General features: G+C 40.1%; 26 protein-coding genes. 24 read left to right on the forward strand and 2 right to left on the reverse strand.

Annotation, left to right across the window (positions count from 1 at the left end):
- The first annotated feature begins 9 nt into the window (after positions 1 to 9).
- The 4 genes from floA to NXG62_RS12870 all read left to right on the forward strand — a co-directional run bounded on the left by floA (position 10) and on the right by NXG62_RS12870 (position 3,538).
- Positions 10 to 1,053 (forward strand): flotillin-like protein FloA, encoded by a 1,044-nt coding sequence (gene floA / locus NXG62_RS12855; RefSeq protein WP_427112818.1) that lies wholly within the window; start codon positions 10 to 12, stop codon positions 1,051 to 1,053.
- A 12-nt stretch (positions 1,054 to 1,065) separates the two neighbouring features.
- Entirely contained in the window at positions 1,066 to 1,488 is a 423-nt protein-coding gene (locus tag NXG62_RS12860; RefSeq protein ID WP_427112819.1) for a hypothetical protein, read from the forward strand.
- Positions 1,489 to 1,530: 42 nt separating this feature from the next.
- On the forward strand, positions 1,531 to 2,259 hold the full coding sequence (locus NXG62_RS12865; RefSeq protein ID WP_322351563.1) for a serine aminopeptidase domain-containing protein: 729 nt from the start codon (positions 1,531 to 1,533) through the stop codon (positions 2,257 to 2,259).
- Positions 2,260 to 2,413: 154 nt separating this feature from the next.
- The gene (locus NXG62_RS12870; protein ID WP_427112820.1) at positions 2,414 to 3,538 is read left to right on the forward strand and encodes an SLC13 family permease; all 1,125 of its coding nucleotides are present in this window, start codon (positions 2,414 to 2,416) and stop codon (positions 3,536 to 3,538) included.
- A gap of 132 nt (positions 3,539 to 3,670) precedes the next feature.
- Here NXG62_RS12870 and NXG62_RS12875 read toward each other — a convergent pair whose 3' ends face one another.
- Positions 3,671 to 4,741, reverse strand: a complete 1,071-nt coding sequence (locus NXG62_RS12875; RefSeq protein ID WP_427112821.1) for an exonuclease domain-containing protein — start codon at positions 4,739 to 4,741, stop codon at positions 3,671 to 3,673.
- 5 nt (positions 4,742 to 4,746) lie between these two features.
- Positions 4,747 to 5,211: a hypothetical protein gene (locus NXG62_RS12880; RefSeq protein WP_427112822.1), complete on the reverse strand. Its 465-nt coding sequence runs from the start codon at positions 5,209 to 5,211 to the stop codon at positions 4,747 to 4,749.
- A 176-nt stretch (positions 5,212 to 5,387) separates the two neighbouring features.
- Between NXG62_RS12880 and NXG62_RS12885 the strand changes: the two genes are divergently transcribed.
- The 20 genes from NXG62_RS12885 to recN all read left to right on the forward strand — a co-directional run bounded on the left by NXG62_RS12885 (position 5,388) and on the right by recN (position 20,107).
- Positions 5,388 to 6,029 carry a hypothetical protein gene (locus NXG62_RS12885; protein WP_427112823.1) on the forward strand — a complete coding sequence of 214 codons (642 nt, stop codon included), beginning with the start codon at positions 5,388 to 5,390 and terminating at the stop codon, positions 6,027 to 6,029.
- Positions 6,030 to 6,050: 21 nt separating this feature from the next.
- A complete protein-coding gene (locus tag NXG62_RS12890; RefSeq protein WP_427112824.1) occupies positions 6,051 to 6,542 on the forward strand; it encodes a MogA/MoaB family molybdenum cofactor biosynthesis protein in 492 nt (163 codons plus the stop codon).
- Positions 6,543 to 6,706: 164 nt separating this feature from the next.
- Entirely contained in the window at positions 6,707 to 7,291 is a 585-nt protein-coding gene (cobU, locus tag NXG62_RS12895; RefSeq protein ID WP_427112825.1) for a bifunctional adenosylcobinamide kinase/adenosylcobinamide-phosphate guanylyltransferase, read from the forward strand.
- Positions 7,288 to 8,013 (forward strand): adenosylcobinamide-GDP ribazoletransferase, encoded by a 726-nt coding sequence (gene cobS / locus NXG62_RS12900; RefSeq protein WP_427112826.1) that lies wholly within the window; start codon positions 7,288 to 7,290, stop codon positions 8,011 to 8,013. The genes cobU and cobS overlap by 4 nt, the downstream gene beginning before the upstream one ends.
- A 29-nt stretch (positions 8,014 to 8,042) precedes the next feature.
- Positions 8,043 to 8,696, forward strand: a complete 654-nt coding sequence (gene cobC, locus NXG62_RS12905; protein WP_427112828.1) for an alpha-ribazole phosphatase — start codon at positions 8,043 to 8,045, stop codon at positions 8,694 to 8,696.
- Complete coding sequence (locus NXG62_RS12910; protein ID WP_427112830.1) at positions 8,693 to 9,427, forward strand: pseudouridine synthase; 735 nt, start codon at positions 8,693 to 8,695, stop codon at positions 9,425 to 9,427. Before cobC ends, NXG62_RS12910 begins: the two co-directional genes overlap by 4 nt.
- Before the next feature lie 72 nt (positions 9,428 to 9,499).
- Positions 9,500 to 10,573: a M24 family metallopeptidase gene (locus NXG62_RS12915; RefSeq protein WP_427112831.1), complete on the forward strand. Its 1,074-nt coding sequence runs from the start codon at positions 9,500 to 9,502 to the stop codon at positions 10,571 to 10,573.
- 15 nt (positions 10,574 to 10,588) lie between these two features.
- Positions 10,589 to 11,146, forward strand: a complete 558-nt coding sequence (gene efp / locus NXG62_RS12920; protein ID WP_427112832.1) for an elongation factor P — start codon at positions 10,589 to 10,591, stop codon at positions 11,144 to 11,146.
- Positions 11,147 to 11,210: 64 nt separating this feature from the next.
- The gene (locus NXG62_RS12925) at positions 11,211 to 11,603 is read left to right on the forward strand and encodes an Asp23/Gls24 family envelope stress response protein (protein ID WP_427112833.1); all 393 of its coding nucleotides are present in this window, start codon (positions 11,211 to 11,213) and stop codon (positions 11,601 to 11,603) included.
- Positions 11,593 to 11,934 (forward strand): Asp23/Gls24 family envelope stress response protein, encoded by a 342-nt coding sequence (locus tag NXG62_RS12930; protein WP_427112834.1) that lies wholly within the window; start codon positions 11,593 to 11,595, stop codon positions 11,932 to 11,934. The genes NXG62_RS12925 and NXG62_RS12930 overlap by 11 nt, the downstream gene beginning before the upstream one ends.
- 16 nt (positions 11,935 to 11,950) lie before the next feature.
- Positions 11,951 to 12,397 carry a transcription antitermination factor NusB gene (gene nusB, locus NXG62_RS12935; protein ID WP_427112835.1) on the forward strand — a complete coding sequence of 149 codons (447 nt, stop codon included), beginning with the start codon at positions 11,951 to 11,953 and terminating at the stop codon, positions 12,395 to 12,397.
- Positions 12,398 to 13,357, forward strand: coding sequence for a peptidase (locus NXG62_RS12940; protein ID WP_427112836.1), 960 nt, complete (start codon positions 12,398 to 12,400; stop codon positions 13,355 to 13,357).
- On the forward strand, positions 13,357 to 14,568 hold the full coding sequence (gene xseA / locus NXG62_RS12945) for an exodeoxyribonuclease VII large subunit (RefSeq protein WP_427112837.1): 1,212 nt from the start codon (positions 13,357 to 13,359) through the stop codon (positions 14,566 to 14,568). Before NXG62_RS12940 ends, xseA begins: the two co-directional genes overlap by 1 nt.
- Positions 14,549 to 14,818, forward strand: a complete 270-nt coding sequence (xseB, locus tag NXG62_RS12950) for an exodeoxyribonuclease VII small subunit (protein ID WP_427112838.1) — start codon at positions 14,549 to 14,551, stop codon at positions 14,816 to 14,818. Before xseA ends, xseB begins: the two co-directional genes overlap by 20 nt.
- Positions 14,818 to 15,699 carry a polyprenyl synthetase family protein gene (locus tag NXG62_RS12955; protein ID WP_427114286.1) on the forward strand — a complete coding sequence of 294 codons (882 nt, stop codon included), beginning with the start codon at positions 14,818 to 14,820 and terminating at the stop codon, positions 15,697 to 15,699. Before xseB ends, NXG62_RS12955 begins: the two co-directional genes overlap by 1 nt.
- A gap of 12 nt (positions 15,700 to 15,711) precedes the next feature.
- Positions 15,712 to 16,509, forward strand: a complete 798-nt coding sequence (locus NXG62_RS12960; protein WP_427112839.1) for a TlyA family RNA methyltransferase — start codon at positions 15,712 to 15,714, stop codon at positions 16,507 to 16,509.
- Between the two features lie 8 nt (positions 16,510 to 16,517).
- Entirely contained in the window at positions 16,518 to 17,390 is an 873-nt protein-coding gene (locus NXG62_RS12965; protein WP_322351504.1) for an NAD(+)/NADH kinase, read from the forward strand.
- Positions 17,387 to 17,968, forward strand: coding sequence for a class I SAM-dependent methyltransferase (locus NXG62_RS12970; protein WP_427112840.1), 582 nt, complete (start codon positions 17,387 to 17,389; stop codon positions 17,966 to 17,968). The genes NXG62_RS12965 and NXG62_RS12970 overlap by 4 nt, the downstream gene beginning before the upstream one ends.
- A 2-nt stretch (positions 17,969 to 17,970) precedes the next feature.
- Positions 17,971 to 18,426 (forward strand): arginine repressor, encoded by a 456-nt coding sequence (argR, locus tag NXG62_RS12975; protein WP_427112841.1) that lies wholly within the window; start codon positions 17,971 to 17,973, stop codon positions 18,424 to 18,426.
- A gap of 7 nt (positions 18,427 to 18,433) precedes the next feature.
- Positions 18,434 to 20,107 (forward strand): DNA repair protein RecN, encoded by a 1,674-nt coding sequence (gene recN, locus NXG62_RS12980; RefSeq protein WP_427112842.1) that lies wholly within the window; start codon positions 18,434 to 18,436, stop codon positions 20,105 to 20,107.
- The last annotated feature ends 15 nt before the right edge of the window (positions 20,108 to 20,122 follow it).

Raw genomic sequence — 20,122 nt, forward strand, 5'->3', positions numbered from 1 at the left:
GGTAATTCTATGTCAGTACTCACTATTATTGCATTTCCCCTATTGATTATTTTTATAGCTATTGTGGCGGTGTCTTTATTTTTACATTTTGTTCCTTTAGGATTATGGATCTCTGCTATGGCCGCGGGGGTATCTGTTGGTATTGTAAATCTTATTGGCATGCGGCTGCGACGAGTTGTGCCGACGAAAATTATTTTACCTCTTATCAAAGCCAATAAGGCTGGGCTTGATGTTAATGTAAATCAATTGGAAGCTCACTATTTAGCGGGTGGCGATGTGGATCGGGTGGTGGATGCTTTAATAGCTGCTCATCGGGCCACTATGTCTCTTACGTTTGAACGAGCGTGTGCTATTGATCTTGCCGGGCGGGATGTGTTGGAAGCAGTTCAAATGAGCGTTAACCCTAAAGTCATTGAAACACCTTTTATTTCCGCGGTGGCGCAAAATGGGATTGAACTAAAAGTTCGTGCCAGAGTAACGGTTAGAGCAAATATTGAACGTCTCGTTGGCGGGGCCGGGGAGGCAACCGTTATTGCCCGAGTTGGGGAAGGAATTGTTACTAGTGTAGGTTCGGCGACAGATCATTCACAGGTTTTGGAAAATCCTGATAAAATTTCAAAAACAGTGCTTAATAAGGGTCTTGATGCAGGTACAGCATTTGAAATCTTATCCATTGATATCGCAGATGTTGACGTAGGCCGTAACATTGGTGCCAGACTTCAAACCGACCAAGCGGAAGCCGATAAGAGAATTGCACAAGCTAAAGCGGAAGAACGCAGGGCGATGGCAGTAGCTAAGGAACAAGAAATGCAGGCATATACGCAGGAAATGCAGGCTAAGGTAGTAGAAGCACAAGCGGAAGTGCCGCTGGCTATGGCGCAGGCTTTAAAGGAAGGTAATCTGGGAGTGATGGATTACTATAATATGAGTAATGTCATTTCTGATACAAAAATGCGTAATGCTGTAGCAAAAGCGGGACTTCCCCCGGCAGCTACGATAACTACGACCCCGGCACAACCGCCAACTGATCCGCCAATAGAACCTCAGAAATAAGAAGGTGATTTTATGGACTTTTTATGGGTGATTATTGTCTTTGCTATCGTAGTTTCATTGCCTGATTTATTGCGCCGCAAACGACGGTATCCAACACGCAGGAATCCCAAACCAGGACCGGCGGGTGAGAACATTCCCTCTCCAGACAAAAAGCCGACAGATTCGGGGAAAGAACAGCCGCCTGTTTTTACCAAAACACAGCAAGAGCAGCCGGCTGAACAATCGATTCCTGTGCCAACGTATAAGAAAATTTCTGTACCGCAGGAATTGCCGGCCCAACCTATGCACATTATGGAAATGCCTGAAACTATAGCGCAGCCTGTACCCTCACAGTCACCTTGGAGTCAATTGCCGCCGCCGGCACAGCAGATTTATGCGGGTTTAATTTGGTCAGAGATTCTTCAGCCGCCACTTTCAAAAAGAAAACGTTACTGATGTAAGCAGAAATATATACGCACCATTTCGAAAGGAAACAACATGATAGAAGAAAAAAAAATTATGATTGATCGTATTCCAGCACTGCAAATTACGTGTGGAGAATCTTCTAAAGGTGTCATTGTGTTTTATCATGGCTGGTCATCACAGAAAGAATTACAGTCTTTACGGGGTCGTATTTTAGCAGCGTATTGTTATGATGTGCTTATTCCCGATGCTATGTATCATGGGGAACGGGGTTCTATTGATTATAACGCGGAAACTTCTTATCCGCTTTTTTGGGAAACAATTTTTCGAAATGTAGAAGAATCATCACAAATTGTCGCCTATATTAAGACATGGAAACCTCGCATACCGCTGGCTGTTATGGGGCATTCTATGGGAGGAATCTCAACGTTGGGGGTGATGACGCATTGTCAGGAATACAATACGGCGGTCTCTCTCAATGGGTCTGGATGGTGGGATGAATCGGAACGCCGGTTTCGTGCCGCTTTGCATATAGACAAACCTAAAGAATTTTTTGAAATAATGAAAAAAATCAATGTGCTTGATCCATACACCCATATGGATCAACTTAACGGTCGTTCAGTACTTGCGCTTAGTGGCGGAGCTGATCCAATAGTAGACAATGCAGCTCAGAAAATGTATATGGAAAAATTGTCCGGTTGTGCAGAGATAAACAGCTGTTTCCAGACATATCCAGGGCTCTGTCATTTTGTGACTACGAATATGATGGGCGATGCGGTCCAGTGGATAAATAAAACAATATAAAACTTATGTTTACTTCCCTTCATGGAATGAAATATGACATGAAGGGCTTTTCTTTTTGTACAGTAGTCTTGATATACATTATGTGCGATTTTACCTTTATTTTTCAAATATCCTTATGATATCATGAATACATCCGAGAGGGGGGGATAAAGATATGATCATGATTACGTATTTAAAAAAGAATATAGATTTGACAATAGCTTTTGTGTTCGCATTGCTGACTGCTATTAGTGTTCCTTTTTCATGGAAAAATATACTTGAAGAAATGAATGTGCCATTATTGCTTTTATTGTTTTGCATGATGGCAGTTATAGCAGGATTTAGGCGCAGCGGTATTTTTTTTCAATGGTGCCGTATCGTGTTTTCCAAAGCAGATACAGCTAGGCAGGTAGTTCGTATACTGATTTTTATTTGTTTTTTTAGTTCCATGATAATAACGAATGATATAGCCTTAATTACGTTTGTTCCGATGACAGTTCTTGTTTTGAAGGAAGTGCGGCTTCGCGGATATTACATTTTTACGATTGTGATGCAAACGGCAGCGGCTAATTTGGGGAGTATGTTTACTCCTATTGGGAATCCACAAAATTTATATATTTACAGTTTTTATGGGATGCGTGCAGATGAAATTTTTTTTTATACAGGTCCTACGGTGTTGCTTAGCGCGATTCTTTTATATGGGGCAACCTATTATGTAGCAGCTGATAGAACAATAGAGATGCCCGTTCAAGAACAAATTATTATTCCAAAAGTACATTTATATGTGTTATACGGACTTTTTTCCCTTTGTGTGCTTACGGTTTTACGTATTTTATCAGCATATAGTCTCTTTTTTGTAGTGTTTCCCGCAGTGCTGCTACTAGATAAAAAAATACTTTTTGATATAGATTACAAATTATTGCTTTTGTTTGTGTTTTTATTTATTGGTGTTGGAAGTTTATCTCAGATCACTGTAATGCAGACATGGGCAGTACATATAGTGAAAGGAAATGAGTTTTTTATATCACTGCTTCTGAGCCAGATTTTGAGTAATGTTCCGGCTGCCATTATGTTGTCTCATTATACCAATGATATGGTTCCCCTGCTGTTAGGTGTTAATATTGGTGGATTGGGTACTATTATAGCTTCTATGGCAAGTATTATTTCTTTTAAAGTGTATACGAAACTTTTATTTAGCCGTAAAAGCCGCTACCTTATTGTGTTTACCGCAGTAAACGTGGGAATGCTTTTACTTATACTGGGAGTGCAATACGGGTTAAAAATGATGCGGTTGGTGTAATAGGCATGAAAACAAATATATATGCTTTTTCCCTGTTATTTTTTGATACATAGAGTGTTAGAAACGTAGCAAAAAACGGCCGCATTTGAAAATATATTTCTAGAACGGCCGTTGCTTGCTGCGTTTCATTTTTTATGATTTTTTATTTACCTGATGAGACATTCGAGTTATCCGATCTCCTTTTGCTTTATATTCAAAACTCAAGACGGTTGAAGCGCTCACTTTCTCTTTTTTTTTTGTTTCGAATTTATCAATATCTTCGGCAAAATCTAAACCTGTATTGGTAGCATAATAGGTACCGGATTTTTCTCCGCGGATAAGATATTTTTTTTGCAGTAATTTTTGCAGATGTTCTTCGGTTACCGGATGAGGGGAAAACATTTCCTTTGGTGTAGCTTCTTCCCTTTCCACTGAAGAAATTGCACTGGCTAGAATTTCTTCTTCTGTAGCGTTGCCGTTTGTATAATAAATATGCGGCAAAAATACGGGAAAGTCTTTTTTTGCAAAGATTAAAAATTGACCGATGGCAGTGGACTCACTGAGGGAGTTGTGCATTTCCACTTCTATGCCCATTTCATCGCAAATCGTTTCCAGCTGGTTGGATTCAAAGTCATAATATTTTTTTGCGATTTCCAATGTATCTATATATTGAAAACGAGGTGGTTCGATACCAAATATTTTAAGAGCATGGGTAATGCAGCCCATGACATACGAAGCATTATGAGCAACAATGGTGTGATTGATGAAATAATTTTTCATTCCAGCTTCCCAATATTCACCGAATTCGTAGGCTTTTCGTACTTCATCCCAAGATACCGGCGACTTATCGGAAAAGGTGTTTTCTGGCGGTTGTACATAAAAATAGTGTCTATCTTTCATTTCACCGTTTTCAAATTCAGTAAAACCAATTAAGCAAATAGAATAGGGCTGATCATTAGCGAGTTCCAGAGCAACAGAAGTAAACCGCTGTGGAAATCGGCGTGTATAGTCAGTAGGTTTCAACGGATATTTGTAATAGCCGTTTTCCGGCTTAATATCATACTGATGCAGATTTTTTACTTTTACGTGTACATAGTGTTCAATTTCATTTTCTTTCTCTTTTTTGCGTTTACGTTTGCGTATAGTGAGAAATAGTGAATATAGTACGGCTGCTATAAAGGCAATGGTGATAAACATGCCGGCATAGTGTAATAGAGTATCCATTCCGATCATTCCTTTTTTTGTGTTTTATTGAAATTGTGGTAAAAAGTCATATTATAACAATTAAAAAAAGCTTTATTCGCAGAGATCCCATTAACTGAATATTGATCACAAAGATTCGGATCCTGACCGTCGAATTGCTGCCGTGAAGTGGCGTTGCCTATTGTGTCGTACGAATAAGCGCCGATCAGTTGTGCTTTCACCGTTTGTGCATTGAAATTATAAAAAAAATTATTTTCGAATCCAGTGGCTGTGTTACGAGTGTAATCATAGGTAATTACAGTTGCGCGAATCATATAAAATGGAGGATCATACCGGATAGATTGAATGGAATTCATATCAATATAAGATATAGTCGTATCGCTATGACCTACTTGTATATAACGTGGATTATCGTCGAAAAACATGGCAGAGACAAGCATGCTGCCTATAGCAAGAAATGTTACCAAGAGAGCGAGAATTTTTTTGTACATGGCAATTCTCCTTTCATTATTTTCATTACCATTATATTATAACAGATACGCCATATAATGGAATAATATTTTATTTTCGGACAATGAATTTCTAATAAACTTTTTAAAAATTTTGGTAGGAATTTTTAGTTTTATGATAGAATAGATTTATAGATAAAGAACAGGATGTGATTTTGTTGGATGTACTATATATAGGTTTGCCCTTTTCACGATGGGACTACTATCGCATGGTATTACCGCGTCATAGTGATATCATTGTGGCAACGGCTTTTAAAGAGGCAGGATGTTCGATCTTTCCGGTTAACGCGTTTGATAGAGGAAAAGATATATGCAGAGATAATGGGTGGAATGATGCTTATGTACAGACGAGCGGAACGGTTCCCAAAGATTTTTTTTTAGCGGCGAAAGTATTTTGGGAAGATTATTTATTACTGTATATTTCGTCGTCAGCCTTTGCATCATCACCAGAATATATACGTTTTGTCAATCGTGCTGTAGAAGAAGCTATTTGCAATGGGGTAGTCGTTGCTGCTGACATTCGCGGCGATGCTGCGGAAGCGCCTTGGGCAGATAAAGCGAATATTGTTTGGGATACAGCTCCTTTTTCACCTGCTTTGAGCGGGGATCGATTGATTAGTATTGGTGTGGGTCTGAAAAACATTACTGTTTCTACTCGCAGGGGGATGGGACAATTTGAAGGAGCTGTTGATGGAGAACAATTTATGCCGGTATATCTAAAGTCATTGGTAGAGGGAAAATCTATGGCGGATTCAGTTGAGGCGTATACAAAAAATTATGTAGATATAATTATACCTTAATATATAAAGGAGGAATTGAATTTGGGAAAACAAGCTACAGAAGAGCATCCTTTGCGGACGGCTATACTAACTATCAGCAATAGTCGTACTTTTTCAAATGATACAAATGGATTGGCAATTCAATCAGTACTTACAAATTACGGGCATCAAGTCGTCGATTATGCTATAGTGAGAGATGATAAGGAGGAAATCCTGAAGCATATTCATAATTGGACTTGCAGTGTGGATATGATTATTACTAGCGGCGGTACAGGTCTGGCTAAGCGCGACGTAACGATAGAAACCATTGAACCGTTATTTGACAAGATCATTCCGGCTTTTGATGAAATGCTGACTTTATTTGCTTATCGAGAAGATTGCGGGGTACAATCAATTGCCTATCGTTCTTGTGCGGGCATTATCCATCAGTGTTTGGTGTTTTGCCTGCCGGGTGCCGCACGACTTATAAAAATAGGAATGGATAAAATCGTTTTACCGGAAATGTTTCACTTATTTACAGAAATGAAAAAATAATGTAGGATGAGTGAAATGGCAGATTGCTATACCATGCGACAGCAATTAATTGATTTGGAAACGGGACAATAGCGAGATGTATTTATATTTCGTTACTGTCCCGTATTGTGTTAAAATAGTTATATGCATTATTATATATAAATAAAAATATTACTGAGGATATCATGAAATCAAAAATAGTACTCGTTACGGGAGGTTCTCGCAGCGGAAAAAGTGTATTTGCAGAACAACTGTTGGCCTCGTATCGGGGTACCAAGGCGTATATTGCGACGGCACAAGCTTTGGATATAGAGATGAGGCAGCGGATCCAAAGGCATCGTGAACGACGCCCGGCATCTTGGCATACCTATGAAGTGCCGCAGGGATTGGCCTCAGAAATAGGAAACATCCTTAGCCGCACGGATGCTGTTTTGATTGATTGTTTAACGTTGTATTTTTCTAATTTTCTTCTTTGCCATGCAGAACACGATCCTTCTGGAGTATATGATTTGGCTATGCAGGAATTGGATGTTATTATAAAATCAATCCAATCTGTTCCTTGTAAGCAGGTTATCTTTGTAAGCAATGAGTTGGGAAGCGGTATTGTTCCTATGGATGCCATGACTCGCTGTTATCGTGATATTATGGGATGTGTCAATCAACGTGTAGCGAAAGAGGCTGCACAGGTGTATTTTACAGTCAGCGGGGTGACAGTGGAAATGAAAGGGCTTCAGGTTATCTTGCCAGACGTGCAGGAGGATACGCTGTGAAATCTTTTTTTATTGCGCTGCAATTTTTATCTCGTATCCATATTGTACAGCAAACGGTATGGAGTGATCGTGATTTTGGCAAGGCTGTGATTTGGTTTCCGATAGTGGGAATGATGATTGGCTTTTTTCTATCTATCGTATATATGGCGGCATCTTATTTTTTATCTGGGATTTATTTAGCTATTGTAGTTGTAGCCGCTTGGTTTTATATTACCGGAGGCCTGCATGCCGATGGGTATATGGATACAGCAGATGGTATTTTTTCTGGACAAAATAGAAAACGCATGTTGGAAATTATGAAGGATAGCCGTGTGGGTGCTAATGGCGTCATAGCTTTTGTATGGCTCGTTTTGCTGAAAATATGTTTTTTTGCAAATGATGAATCGGCAGTATTGACGTTGATAGGTGTTCCCACAGCGGCTCGTTTTGGGACGCTTATCAGCATTTTTGGATTTCCGTATGCACGTAAGACAGGATTGGGGCGAGCGTTTAAGGAATATGCACCGAAAGGAGCATTGCCTATTGGCTTTACATTATCACTTTTGCCATTGGTTTGCAGCGGGTGGCATTATTTGTTTCTATTGACGGCTGCAAGTGTGATCACGTTTTTTTCCGATATCTATATATTGCGTAAATTGGGTGGATTAACAGGGGATACATATGGTGCTGTTACGGAATTTACAGAAATGATAGTATTGGGATTATTGATGTGTATAAAATAAAAACAAGTTTATATAGGAGGCGTCATGTTATGATCAAGTTATACTTAGTACGTCATGGTGAAACTGATGGCAATGCGCAGCAGTGGTATCAAGGAACAACTGATGTACCCCTTAATAAAACCGGAATTATTCAGGCGGAGTGCTTAAGCAGATTTCTTGAGGATGTCCACTTTGATGCAGTATACAGCAGTACTTTGTCGAGAGCCAAACGAACAGCGGAAATCATTGCTGAGCCACATAACCTTTTCGTGAAAGCGTATGATGACTTGCGAGAAATTAATTTTGGTGTTTGGGAAAAGCATACCTATAGCGAGATTACAACCTGCTGGCCCGGTGAAATTGAAGCGTTCTATGATTCCGAAGGGAATATGCGGGCTCATGGAGGGGAATCGTTTAGAGATGTAGAAAAACGCATTACGGAAAAGACAAAGGAATTGCTGCAGCAGCATGTATCTGGAGATACTATCATGATAGTATCTCACGGAGCAGCTATACGTTGTCTGCTATTTGGCTTGCTGGGGCTGGAAATGGGCCGTATCTGGGCATTCCAGCAATATAATACGGCATTTAACATTATTGAATATCATGGCGATAAAAATGTTATGACACTTATGAATTGTACTGACCATCTGCAAGGTACGGTAGGATATCAGATGCAGTGGTCTAATATGGCAACGTTATGACTAAATCGAGACAGCAGGCAATGACAAAATTGATACGATTGGATAAATTATTGGGGCATAGCGGCGAGGGTACGCGCAAGGAGATTAAGAACTTATGCAAGAGCGGCAGTGTGACCGTAAATGGCAGTGTGTGTGTGGATCCGGCAACAAAAGTTGATTTTAAAAAAAGTGTTGTTGCTGTAGACGACAGGCTTGTTTTTTATACTCCGTTTCATTATGTAATGCTTCATAAACCAGAAAATGTATTGTCAGCTACCATAGATCATTTTTCGAGAACCGTTTTGGATTTACTTCCGTCGCGCTATAAAGGAACCGGAATGTTTCCTGTTGGCCGATTGGATAAAGATACAACCGGTTTGTTGCTGCTTACCAATGATGGTGATTGGGCACATCGCATTACTTCACCCAAAAAGGAAATCAATAAAATCTATGAGGCCGTAGTCGCAGGAATTATTCCTGATGATATTAATTCCCAATTTCAAAGAGGAATTGTGCTGAATGATGGTTTTTTATGTCAGCCGGCATTAGCAGAAAAAATAGGAGATTATGCATTGCGTATAGTCATTCATGAGGGGAAATTTCATCAAATTAAACGTATGTGTGCGGCGGTGGGACTGACCGTAACAGCTTTACGAAGAATACAAATCGGGCAGCTGATGCTGGATGAAACGCTGCATTATGGTGAAATTCGCATATTGACAGAAGAGGAGCGGGAATTGCCCTTTCAATAATGTATAAAAAACTATTCAAATACATTAATATATGCTATTATAGAGTGTAATGAATAATTATGGGTGATAAAAATGATCAAAGAAAGAATAGTACGGTTACGGCAGTTTTTAACAGAACAGGCAGCAGATGGAGCAGTAATTATGCAACCGGAAAATCTACGTTATTTTAGCGGTTTTACGGGAGGAGAGGGAGCCTTAGTCCTGATGACAGAAGGAAAGCCTGTCTTGTGGACTGATTCTCGTTATACAGAGCAGGCAGCCCAACAATCCGGAACAGAGTGTGATATAAAAAATCATGAAGGTCGTTTACTGGAGTGTATCGGCTGCTTTATAAAAGAAAAGGGTATGCATGTTGTTGGATATGAAAAAAATTATTTGACTCTTGCAGCGTATGAAGGCATTACAGCGTATGCAGATGAAAATCGGTTTGTAGGATGTGAGCTTGCTTTTTTACGTGCGGTAAAAACAGCATCTGAATTGCAGTCAACTCGTGAAGCCAGTATGATAGCGGATAAGGCGTTTAATCAATTAATGCCGTATATTAAACCAGGAGCTACAGAACGTGAATTGTGTGCACGGTTGGAAAGTTCGATGTTGTTGCTGGGATCGGAAGAAAAGTCATTTACTACGATCGTTGCTTCTGGAGCCCGTTCCGCAATGCCGCATGGCACAGCTTCTCAGAAAATTGTAGCTGATGGTGATTTTGTGACCTTTGATTTTGGTGCAGTTATAGACGGATATCATTCCGATATGACACGGACGGTTGTTGCCGGAAGAGCGTCACAGGAACAAAAAGAATTTTATGCTCTTGTTTTGGAGGCTCAGCAGTTAGGTGTATCTGTTATTCGCGCAGGATTGTCTTGCCGTGAAGCAGATGAGACCATACGGCAGTTTTTTATAGAACATGCGGTGGGAACATATTTTACTCATGCTTTAGGTCATGGTACTGGTTTGGAAATTCATGAGCAGCCTGTATTATCTCCCAAGGCAGACACTATATTACAGGAGAATATGATAGTCACGGTTGAACCGGGGCTGTACATAGAAGGCAAGTATGGAGTCCGCATTGAGGATTCTGTTGTCGTCACGGCTCATGGCTGTGAGATTTTAACGAAAACACCGAAAGAGTTAGTAGAGCTTTCATAGTAGGAGGAGACATTTATGATTTCAAGTAATGATTTAAGACCGGGTGTAACGATTGAAATTGATGGTAAGGTATGGCAGGTTGTGGAGTTTCAACATGTTAAGCCGGGTAAAGGGGCCGCTTTTGTTCGTGCCAAAATAAAGAATTTGGAAACAGGTGCGGTGGTAGAACGCACATGGAATGCCGGCGAAAAAGTACAAGAAGGCCACGTAGACCGCCGTCAGATGCAGTACCTTTACGAAAGTGAAGGGGCATACTGTTTTATGGATAACGAAACATATGAACAACTTGAATTGCAGAAAGAAACATTGGGTACGGCGATCAATTTTTTAAAGGAAGAAATGAATGTTACTATGATGTTGTTCCAAAATCGTGTTATCGGTATAGATTTACCGGCAGCTGTAGAACTTAAAGTTGTTGAAACAGACCCCGGCGTTCGTGGTGATACAGCGACTGGTGGCAGTAAACCGGCAACATTGGAAACAGGATATGTTGTCAAAGTTCCGTTATTTATCAATGAGGGCGAACTTCTTCAGATTGATACGAGAACCGGTGAATATATGGGAAGAGCATAATGAGTAAAAAAAAGCGATGAGATTCTCATCGCTTTTTCAGCACAAATGACTAATGGGGATGCCTATGAATACAACAAACGATCAATATGCAGGAACTATATCTATATCAGAGCGTGCCATTGCGGTTATTGCGGCACAAGCTGCAGAAACGGTAGATCAAGTTGTTTCGCTTGCTGCCAGCATAGCAGAAGGCGTAGCGGCTAAACTGGGACGGGAAAATTTAGCTGCCGGTGTGACCGCACATCTTGAAGGTCATGTGGCCGAAGTTACGATCCGGCTCATTGTACGATATGGATACCGTATTCCTGATGTGGCATTACAAGTTCAGAAAATTGTAAAAGATACAGTGGAACAAATGACAGGATACAGTGTGGCAGCTGTTCACGTTGTTGTCCAGGGAATTGACTTTACACAGCCTTCTGCTGCAATGGAAATGAGGGATGATCATGATAGATAAAGAACAAATCCTTCACTATGAAATTGCAGATACGGTATTAGTTAATTTAGTTAAGCTGGCGGCTATGGAGGTTTCCGGAGTGGTTGGAGTCAGTACTTCTTTACGTGCTCGTTTTAATGGACAAAGAGCGCGGGGAATTACAGTAATACAGACTGATGCGGGGTTAGCTGTTGATATTCATATTATAGCTTATTATGGAGAAAACTTGGAACGGCTTGCTGTTCAAGTTCAACAAATCATAGGAAACAGATTGCGAACTATGATTGAACCAAAGGAGCTTCATATTAATGTTACTATTGAAGACCTGATATTGCGGCCTAAAATTATATAGAAAACAGGAGGTTAGCGTGAGCAGATATAAAGCGCGTCAACAGGCGCTGCAAATTTTGTTTTCTCGGGAATTTCATGAGGAAAACGACATACAGTATACAGAAAGTGAAATATTGGAAAGCAATACGGCAGATGAACAGGACGCATTTGAAGAAAATGATGCTTTGACAATGCAGGATGAGAATGTCTATTGTACCTACTTAGTGGAAACAACGCGGCAGCATATGGCGGAATTTGATGAAATTATCGGTCATTATTCCCAAAAATGGGATTTATCACAAATGGATAAAACAGATAAAAATATTATGCGGATGTCTCTTTGTGAACTTTTGTATCCTAAGGAAAATATTGAAGAATCTATTGTTCTTAATGAAGCGGTACGGTTAGCTAAAAGGTATGGCGGTCCTGCTTCTTCACGATTTGTCAATGGTATTTTAGGTGCGTATGTAAAGGATAAAAGATAAATGAATACCTATTTGGGCATTGATACGAGTTGTTATACAACTTCTGTTTCTCTTGTAGATGAGACGTATCGTGTCATTGCAGATGAACGAAAAATTCTTGAAGTAGCTAAAGGTGGACGCGGGTTGGCACAATCCAATATGGTTTATCAGCATACGCGGAACTTACCGGAACTTTTTGAACAATTAAGTACTTCGTTACGAGATTATATGGATATTTGTGCTATTGGGGTCACAGATAAACCCCGCCGGCGCGAAGATTCTTATATGCCGGCGTTTTATTCGGGTTACGGATATGCTCGTTCATTAGCGGCTGTGTTGGGAGTGCCGCTGTATGTGATTAGTCATCAGGAGAATCATTTGTTTGCGGTACTGCGCCATATAAAAAAAATAGGGACAGAACCTTTTTATGGAGTACACCTTTCTGGCGGAACCACAGATTTTTTATACGTATCCCCCGATGAACGAGGCTTGTCAATTACACGAATTGGCGGCAGCAGTGATATTAGTGCCGGGCAGTTTATAGATCGGGTAGGGGTGGCGATGGGACTTTCCTTCCCTGCCGGGTCTGCGATAGATACTTTAGCACAGCAATATTCTTCTGTTGTCCGAGGAGCACCTGTATTTTATAAAAGTGGCGAAATCAGTTTTTCCGGACCGGAATCGCAGGCGCAGCGGTATATGGCAGAAAAAAGTTATGATATGACAAAAATGGCTAAATGGACACTTTCAACTATTTGGAACGGGTTGGAAAAGCTCCTTGATTTCGGCCGTGAAAGAGGAATGAAGCGGCTTGTTGCGGCAGGGGGCGTCTTATCAAACACGTATTTGCGAGAGTGCCTGATGCATTATGGAGGGATACATAATATACGCATAGATACAGCTGAACCGTGTTATAGCGCTGACAATGCGACGGGGGCAGCTTTTTGGGCGTTCTATGCATATCAGAAGGAGAAAAAATAATGAAATACGCATCTGTAACAGATGTAGTCCGGCGCATTAAAGAAGATGTTTATAAAGACTATAAACTTCAAAGCGTAGCGATGGAAGGGAATATTATTGGACTGAAACGTGCGTCTAATGGACATTATTATATGAATTTAAGAGATGACAATTGTTCTATCCATGCAATTTTATTCGCCGGACGGGCAGGCCGTTCTATGGATAATGTTTGTGAAGGGGACCATGTTGTTGTCATTGGTGCTGTTCAGGTGTATGAAAAAGCAGGTTCAGTATCTTTTATTATAGAACGTCTTTTTTCTCAGGGCATAGGAAAACTTCAGGCAGAATATGAAAAGGTAAAAAAGGAACTGGCGGCAGAAGGCTATTTTGATACGGAACATAAAAAGTCGCTGCCTAGATTTCCTTGGACTATAGGTATCCTTACTTCTAAGACGGGTGCTGTATTACATGATATTCATAAAATCGCAGCAGAACGAAATCCTTACGTGCATATTGAACTTTTTCCCATTCCGGTGCAAGGCGTCGGAGTAGAAACTATAATTGCGCAGAAAATTGCTTCAGCAGGCACTGATTCACATCTGGATGTACTTATTCTTGCTCGCGGCGGCGGCTCTATGGAAGATTTATGGTGTTTTAATCATCCGGCAGTGGTACAGGCAATTTATCATTCTGAAGTTCCTATTATAACCGCTATAGGACATGAAACAGATACAACGCTGGCTGATTATGCAGCGGATGTACGAGCAGCGACACCCACGCATGCAGCAGAACTGGCTATTCCGTCTTTTGATGAAATGGCTTTGGATATAGCAGAAATGACAGAATCTGCGTATCATGCCATTTCTTTGTGTTTTGAACGCTGGCAGCATGATGTAATCAAAACGACTGCTGGATTACAACCCAAACGATATGATGAGTATCTGATTTTAAAAAAGCAACAGGTGGAACATCTTTTGCATACGGCAATGCAGCAATTCAACTTATTTTATGCTGATAATTTAAAAAAATGTGCTGAATTGAAAGCAGGATTGGAAGCAATGAACCCTATCGTGCTTGTGCGCAAGGGGTATGGACAGCTGGAACAGGATGGTCATATTATTTCGGATATACATAGCGTTTCCAAAGAAAAGCCTTTATATATACAATTGGTAGATGGTTTGATTACGACGGATGTGAAAGAGGTAACAATTCATGGCAAGAGGAATAGATAAGTTAAAAAATTTTGAAAATAATTATGAAGAGTTGGAGAATTTGGTTAAAGCGCTGGAAACTCCTAATTTAACATTGAAAGAATCTCTGGATTTATTTGAAAAAGCTGTTAAAGTGTCGCAGGAATGTGAAGGTGCACTGGAATATGCAAAGCAGCGAGTGGAAGCATTGATGGCTGTTCATGTTGGTGCACATAAGGATGAGAATAGCCGTGCCAATGGGGAAACCGAAGAAGGGACGTTAGACTTATGATGCTGCAAGAGTATATGAAAGAACAGAAAAAACATATTGATGCACGGCTGAAAGAATTGCTATGTACCGATGTCAAAGCCTTTGAGAGACTCTATGAATCTATGAATTACAGTCTTAATGGCGGCGGCAAACGGATTCGTCCAATTTTAATGCTTGCGGTTATTGAGATGCTGGGAAAAAATTCGCGGCCTTATCTGGACATGGCGTGTGCATTGGAATGTGTTCATACGTATTCCTTGATCCATGACGATTTGCCTGCTATGGACAATGATGATTATAGACGAGGGAACTTAACAAATCATAAAGTGTACGGAGATGGAATGGCGATTTTGGCGGGAGATGGCTTATTGACGTATGCGTTTGAATTGATGGCCAGCCAAAAACAGATAGAATCTTCAAAAATTTCTGCTATTATTTCGACGTTTGCACGTGCTGCAGGACCTGCAGGTATGGTGGGCGGACAGGCTTTTGATCTTGAATCGGAAGGGAACATGGAAATCGGCATTGATGGATTAAAGCTGCTTCATAAGGCTAAAACAGGAGTTATGTTTAAAGCAGCAATCGATATTGCTGCAATTGTAGGAGATGCGACGCTGGAAGAACGGAATGCATTGGATGATTATGCTCTTTATATGGGACTTACTTTTCAAATTACCGATGATATTCTTGATGTAGTAGGTGAGTCCCATGTATTAGGAAAACCTGTTGGCAGTGATAAAAAAAATAAAAAAGCAACATATGTAACTATTTTCTCATTAGAAGAAGCACGGCGTCTGGCACGTCAATCTGCTGAATCAGCCAGTGCTTCACTGACGCCGTTCGGCGACAGAGCCAGAATATTGAAAGAATTAGTAGAATACATGTTGGTAAGGGTGAATTAAGAGGGTAGGATAATGAAAGAACGATTAGACACATTGCTTGTATCTCGCGGCCTTTCAGAGAGTCGTGAAAAAGCGAAGGCAACAATTATGGCCGGGCTGGTTTTTGTCAGAAATCAACGTGTAGATAAAGCCGGGACCAAAATAGATGTGGAAGCGGAGATTATTGTTAAAGGGAATGCTATTCCGTATGTAGGCAGGGGTGGCCTCAAGCTGGAAAAAGCATTGGCAGCTTTTCCTATTGATTTACAGGGAGCGGTTATGATGGATATAGGAGCTTCTACGGGTGGTTTTACAGATTGTGCTCTGCAAAATGGAGCAAGAAAAGTATATGCTGTTGATGTTGGATATGGACAACTAGCATGGAAATTACGTACGGACGAACGTGTAATAAATATGGAACGGACCAATATTCGCAATGTAACATTAGAAGATTTAGGTGAAGCAGTTGATTTTATCTCCATTGATGTTTCTTTTATTTCTCTTTTAAAAATAATGCCTGCCGTTGTGCCGCTTTTGAAACAGAACGGTACCTTAGTGACTTTAATTAAACCGCAGTTTGAAGCAGGACGGGGACATGTAGGGAAAGGCGGTATTGTTCGTGATAGAGATATTCACCGGTACGTTATCCGCCATGTTACGGACGGGATTGCGGCAGACGGATTATCTCCGCTAGCTTTGACTTTTTCTCCTATAAAAGGAGCTGATGGCAATATAGAATATTTACTATATAGCCGCAAAGATATGGCAGAGCATAATGAAATTACAGAGGACATGATAGACGATATTGTGGAGAAATCCCATCAAATGTAGGTGATAGTATGAGAATTGGTATATTTCCTAATCTGGTAAAAGAAGAAAGTGCTCCTTTAGTTCATGAACTTATGGAACTATGTTTGCAATATCAAGTGGATTTTTATTTACCCGAAGATGTACGCAATGGTAAACAATCTATTTTTAAAGAAATTCCCGAGGCACATTTAAAACCGAGAGGGATTATTTTTAATTCTATTGATGTTGCTATGGTTTTGGGAGGAGATGGAACCATACTTAAGCTGGCTCGGGAGTTTGCTGGCAGTGGTGTGCCTATTTGCGGAGTCAATATTGGTTCTTTGGGTTTTTTGTACGAAGTGGAGACAGAGTCATTGAAGAACCGCCTTAAAGATATTTTGGAAGGACGATTTTTTATTGAAGAACGAATGATGCTTCAAGCTGACCTTTGTTTGGAAGATGGATCTGTTCAGATTATGCCGGAAGCGTTAAATGATATAGTTGTCGGCCATGGCAATGTAGGGAAGCTTATTCGCCTTGATATGTATATTAATCATGACTTTATTCAACAATATCCTTGTGATGGCATTATTATTTCCACACCGACCGGCAGTACCGGGTACACTTTTTCCAGTGGCGGACCTATCGTAGCACCGTCGGCACCGTGTTTAATGGTAACACCTATTTGTCCGCACTTGCTGCTTAAAGTTCCCTTGATTTTAAGCGATACGGACCGTGTTAGTTTTACGGCAGCCAATAATCGTAATAGTATCCGTATTTCTGTGGATGGCATGGTGGATTTGGAATTTACTAAGGATATGACGCTGCATATTCGAAAATCCGACAGGACATTAAAACTGATGCGATTTAATAAAAATTATTTTTATAAAAATTTATTTACTAAACTTATGGGAACAAAATGATGATAGAAACTTTTCCGTTAAAAAATGCTGTTACTATGGCACATGCGCTTTTACTTCCATATATTCCGATGGCACAAGTACTTGTTGATATGACATGCGGCAATGGCCATGATACTATGTTTTTGGCACAGCATATGAATCAATCGGCACAGTTATATGCTTTTGATATTCAATCTTGCGCTGTTGAAGAAACAAAAAAAAATATGTATGGAAAAGACCGTGGACATTCGCATATTATTTATGGAGTAGGGTCGCATGATCAGCTTGTTACCCAGATTACAGCATCTTTAGATATTGTTGTATTCAACTTAGGTTACTTGCCAGCTGGAGATCATACCATTTATACGCAAAGCGCAACAACCATAAATGCATGCAAAATATGCTTGAATAAAATTGCGAAGAATGGCATAATTATGTTAGCAGCTTATCCTGGTACATCGGCAGGAGAAGAAGAACAGCATGCTTTAAAAGAATTTTTGCAGCATGTGCCGCAGAAAGAATACGATGTATCATATTGGCAGCCTTTAAATCAAATACACAACCCACCAATTTTATATATTATTCAGAAAAGAGGGTAAAAATGAAGAGATTTAGGTATACTAAAATTAAAGAAATCGTCCAATCCAGGCCAATAGAGACGCAGGAAGAATTGGCAAAGGCTTTGCAGCAAGAAGGTATAGAAGTAACGCAGGCTACGGTTTCCCGCGATATCAAGGAATTAATGCTTATTAAAGTTCCTACGAGTGATGGTCATTATCGGTATGCATTATCACCTGAACAAAATGTTCTTATGTCCAAAAACCGTATGGCTCGATTATTTCAAGATTCTATCGTACGTGTTGATTTTTGTTTAAATCAAATTGTGTTACATACTCTTCCAGGTTCTGCTAATATGGTGGCATCGGCTATTGATCATGCCAAATGGGAAAGTGTTATAGGGACAATTGCCGGAGATGATACCATATTAATTATTACAAATAATCAAGATACTGTGTCACAACTTGTAAAACTTATTGTTTCACTAATGAAGGAATGAGGTTTTTATGCTGCAATCGCTGCATATTCAGAATTTTGCATTGATAGAAGATTTGCATATTGTTTTTGCTGAAGGCGTCACTATATTTACCGGTGAAACCGGCGCAGGAAAATCTATTCTTCTTGACGCCATCGGCATGCTGGCAGGAAAACGCGCATCGGCGGAATTTGTGCGGCAAGGCACAGATTCATTTTTAGTTGAGGGCGCGTTCTTTTTTACCGAGGATCCGGCACTGGAGAAAATCCTTGCGGCAAACCATATTGCATATGATGAAAACCAAGTCGTCATATCTCGTCAATTTAATCTGAACGGGCGGGGTTCCATACTGATAAACGGTACGTTAGTATCTACAACTGTTATGCGGCGCATAGGAGAACATCTTTTGGATATTCACGGACAGTTTGACAATCGTCTTATTTTTGATACATCATATCATATAAGTCTGCTGGATGGGCTCACACCGCAGCTTCGGACTGTCCGCAAAAAGTATGATATTGCGTATAGCAATTGGAAATTGCTGCAGCAGCAAATACAGCAGATGCGGCAGGATGAAACCGAAAAAAAACATATGCTTAGTATCCTTGATTTTCAGATTAAAGAAATTGAAGAAGCAAAACTAAAATCAGGTGAAGATAATGAACTGGAAGATAAAATAAACCGATTATCTCATGCTGAAAAAATTAAAAATAGTTTACGTGATATTTTATTTCTTTTTGACGGAGGTGAACGCCGTCCCGGAATTATGCAACAGATTGGTGAAATGCAGCATCTCTTTAACCATGCTGCAGCGTATGATCCGGTCTTTAAAAATATGGGAGATAAAACAGAGACATTAACGTATGAAATGGAAGATATCCATGATAGTCTCTTGCAATATGCAGACGCATTTACCTTTGATGAACAAGAACTTGATGGTATGCAAACTCGATTAGCGCTGATCGAAAAATTAAAGCGCAAATACGGTGGTACAATTGATGAGATTATGTCTTTTTTGAAACGGGCTAAAGATGAGTATGAAAGATTGGATCAATCCGAATACACATTGAATGTACTGCAGAAAAAAAATGTCGTTTTAGAACAGAGTCTGCGAGAAACGGCCGTACAATTGCAGCGGATGCGGGAAGCTGCCAACAGTACGTTCCGTACTGCTATGCAAAAAACACTGGCGCAGTTAGGATTGGAAAATGCACGAATTTCTTTTCATGTGGAACCTATGGAGCAGATTAGTGCACAAGGTGCGGCCTTGGTTGAACTGTATTTTTCAGCTAATAAGGGAGAATCCTTGCAGCCTTTATCTAAAATTGCCTCCGGTGGGGAAGTATCGCGTATTGCTTTGGCACTTAAAACCATTAGTGCAGATGTAGTTAAAGATAGAACACTTATTTTTGATGAAATTGATGTAGGAATCAGTGGCCAGGTAGGTCTTCAAGTTGCTGCCCACATTCGCAAGTTAAGCTGTGTTGCCCAAGTACTTTGTATTACGCATTTACCTCAAACTGCAGCTATTGCTGATCATCACTACTTTTTATATAAAAAAGAAATACAGAATCGCACAGTAACCCAAATTAAACAACTCTCTCCCGGAGAGCATGTTTTGGAAATTGCTCGTATGTTTTCTGGAAATGATACGACCAAGGTATCTATTGAAGCTGCGAAACAACTTATAGAACAAGTTCATTGACGGGCTGTTATGTAT

The organism is Megasphaera sueciensis (assembly GCF_050219315.1).
In the GTDB taxonomy this organism is placed as follows: Bacteria; Bacillota; Negativicutes; order Veillonellales; family Megasphaeraceae; genus Megasphaera_A; species Megasphaera_A sueciensis.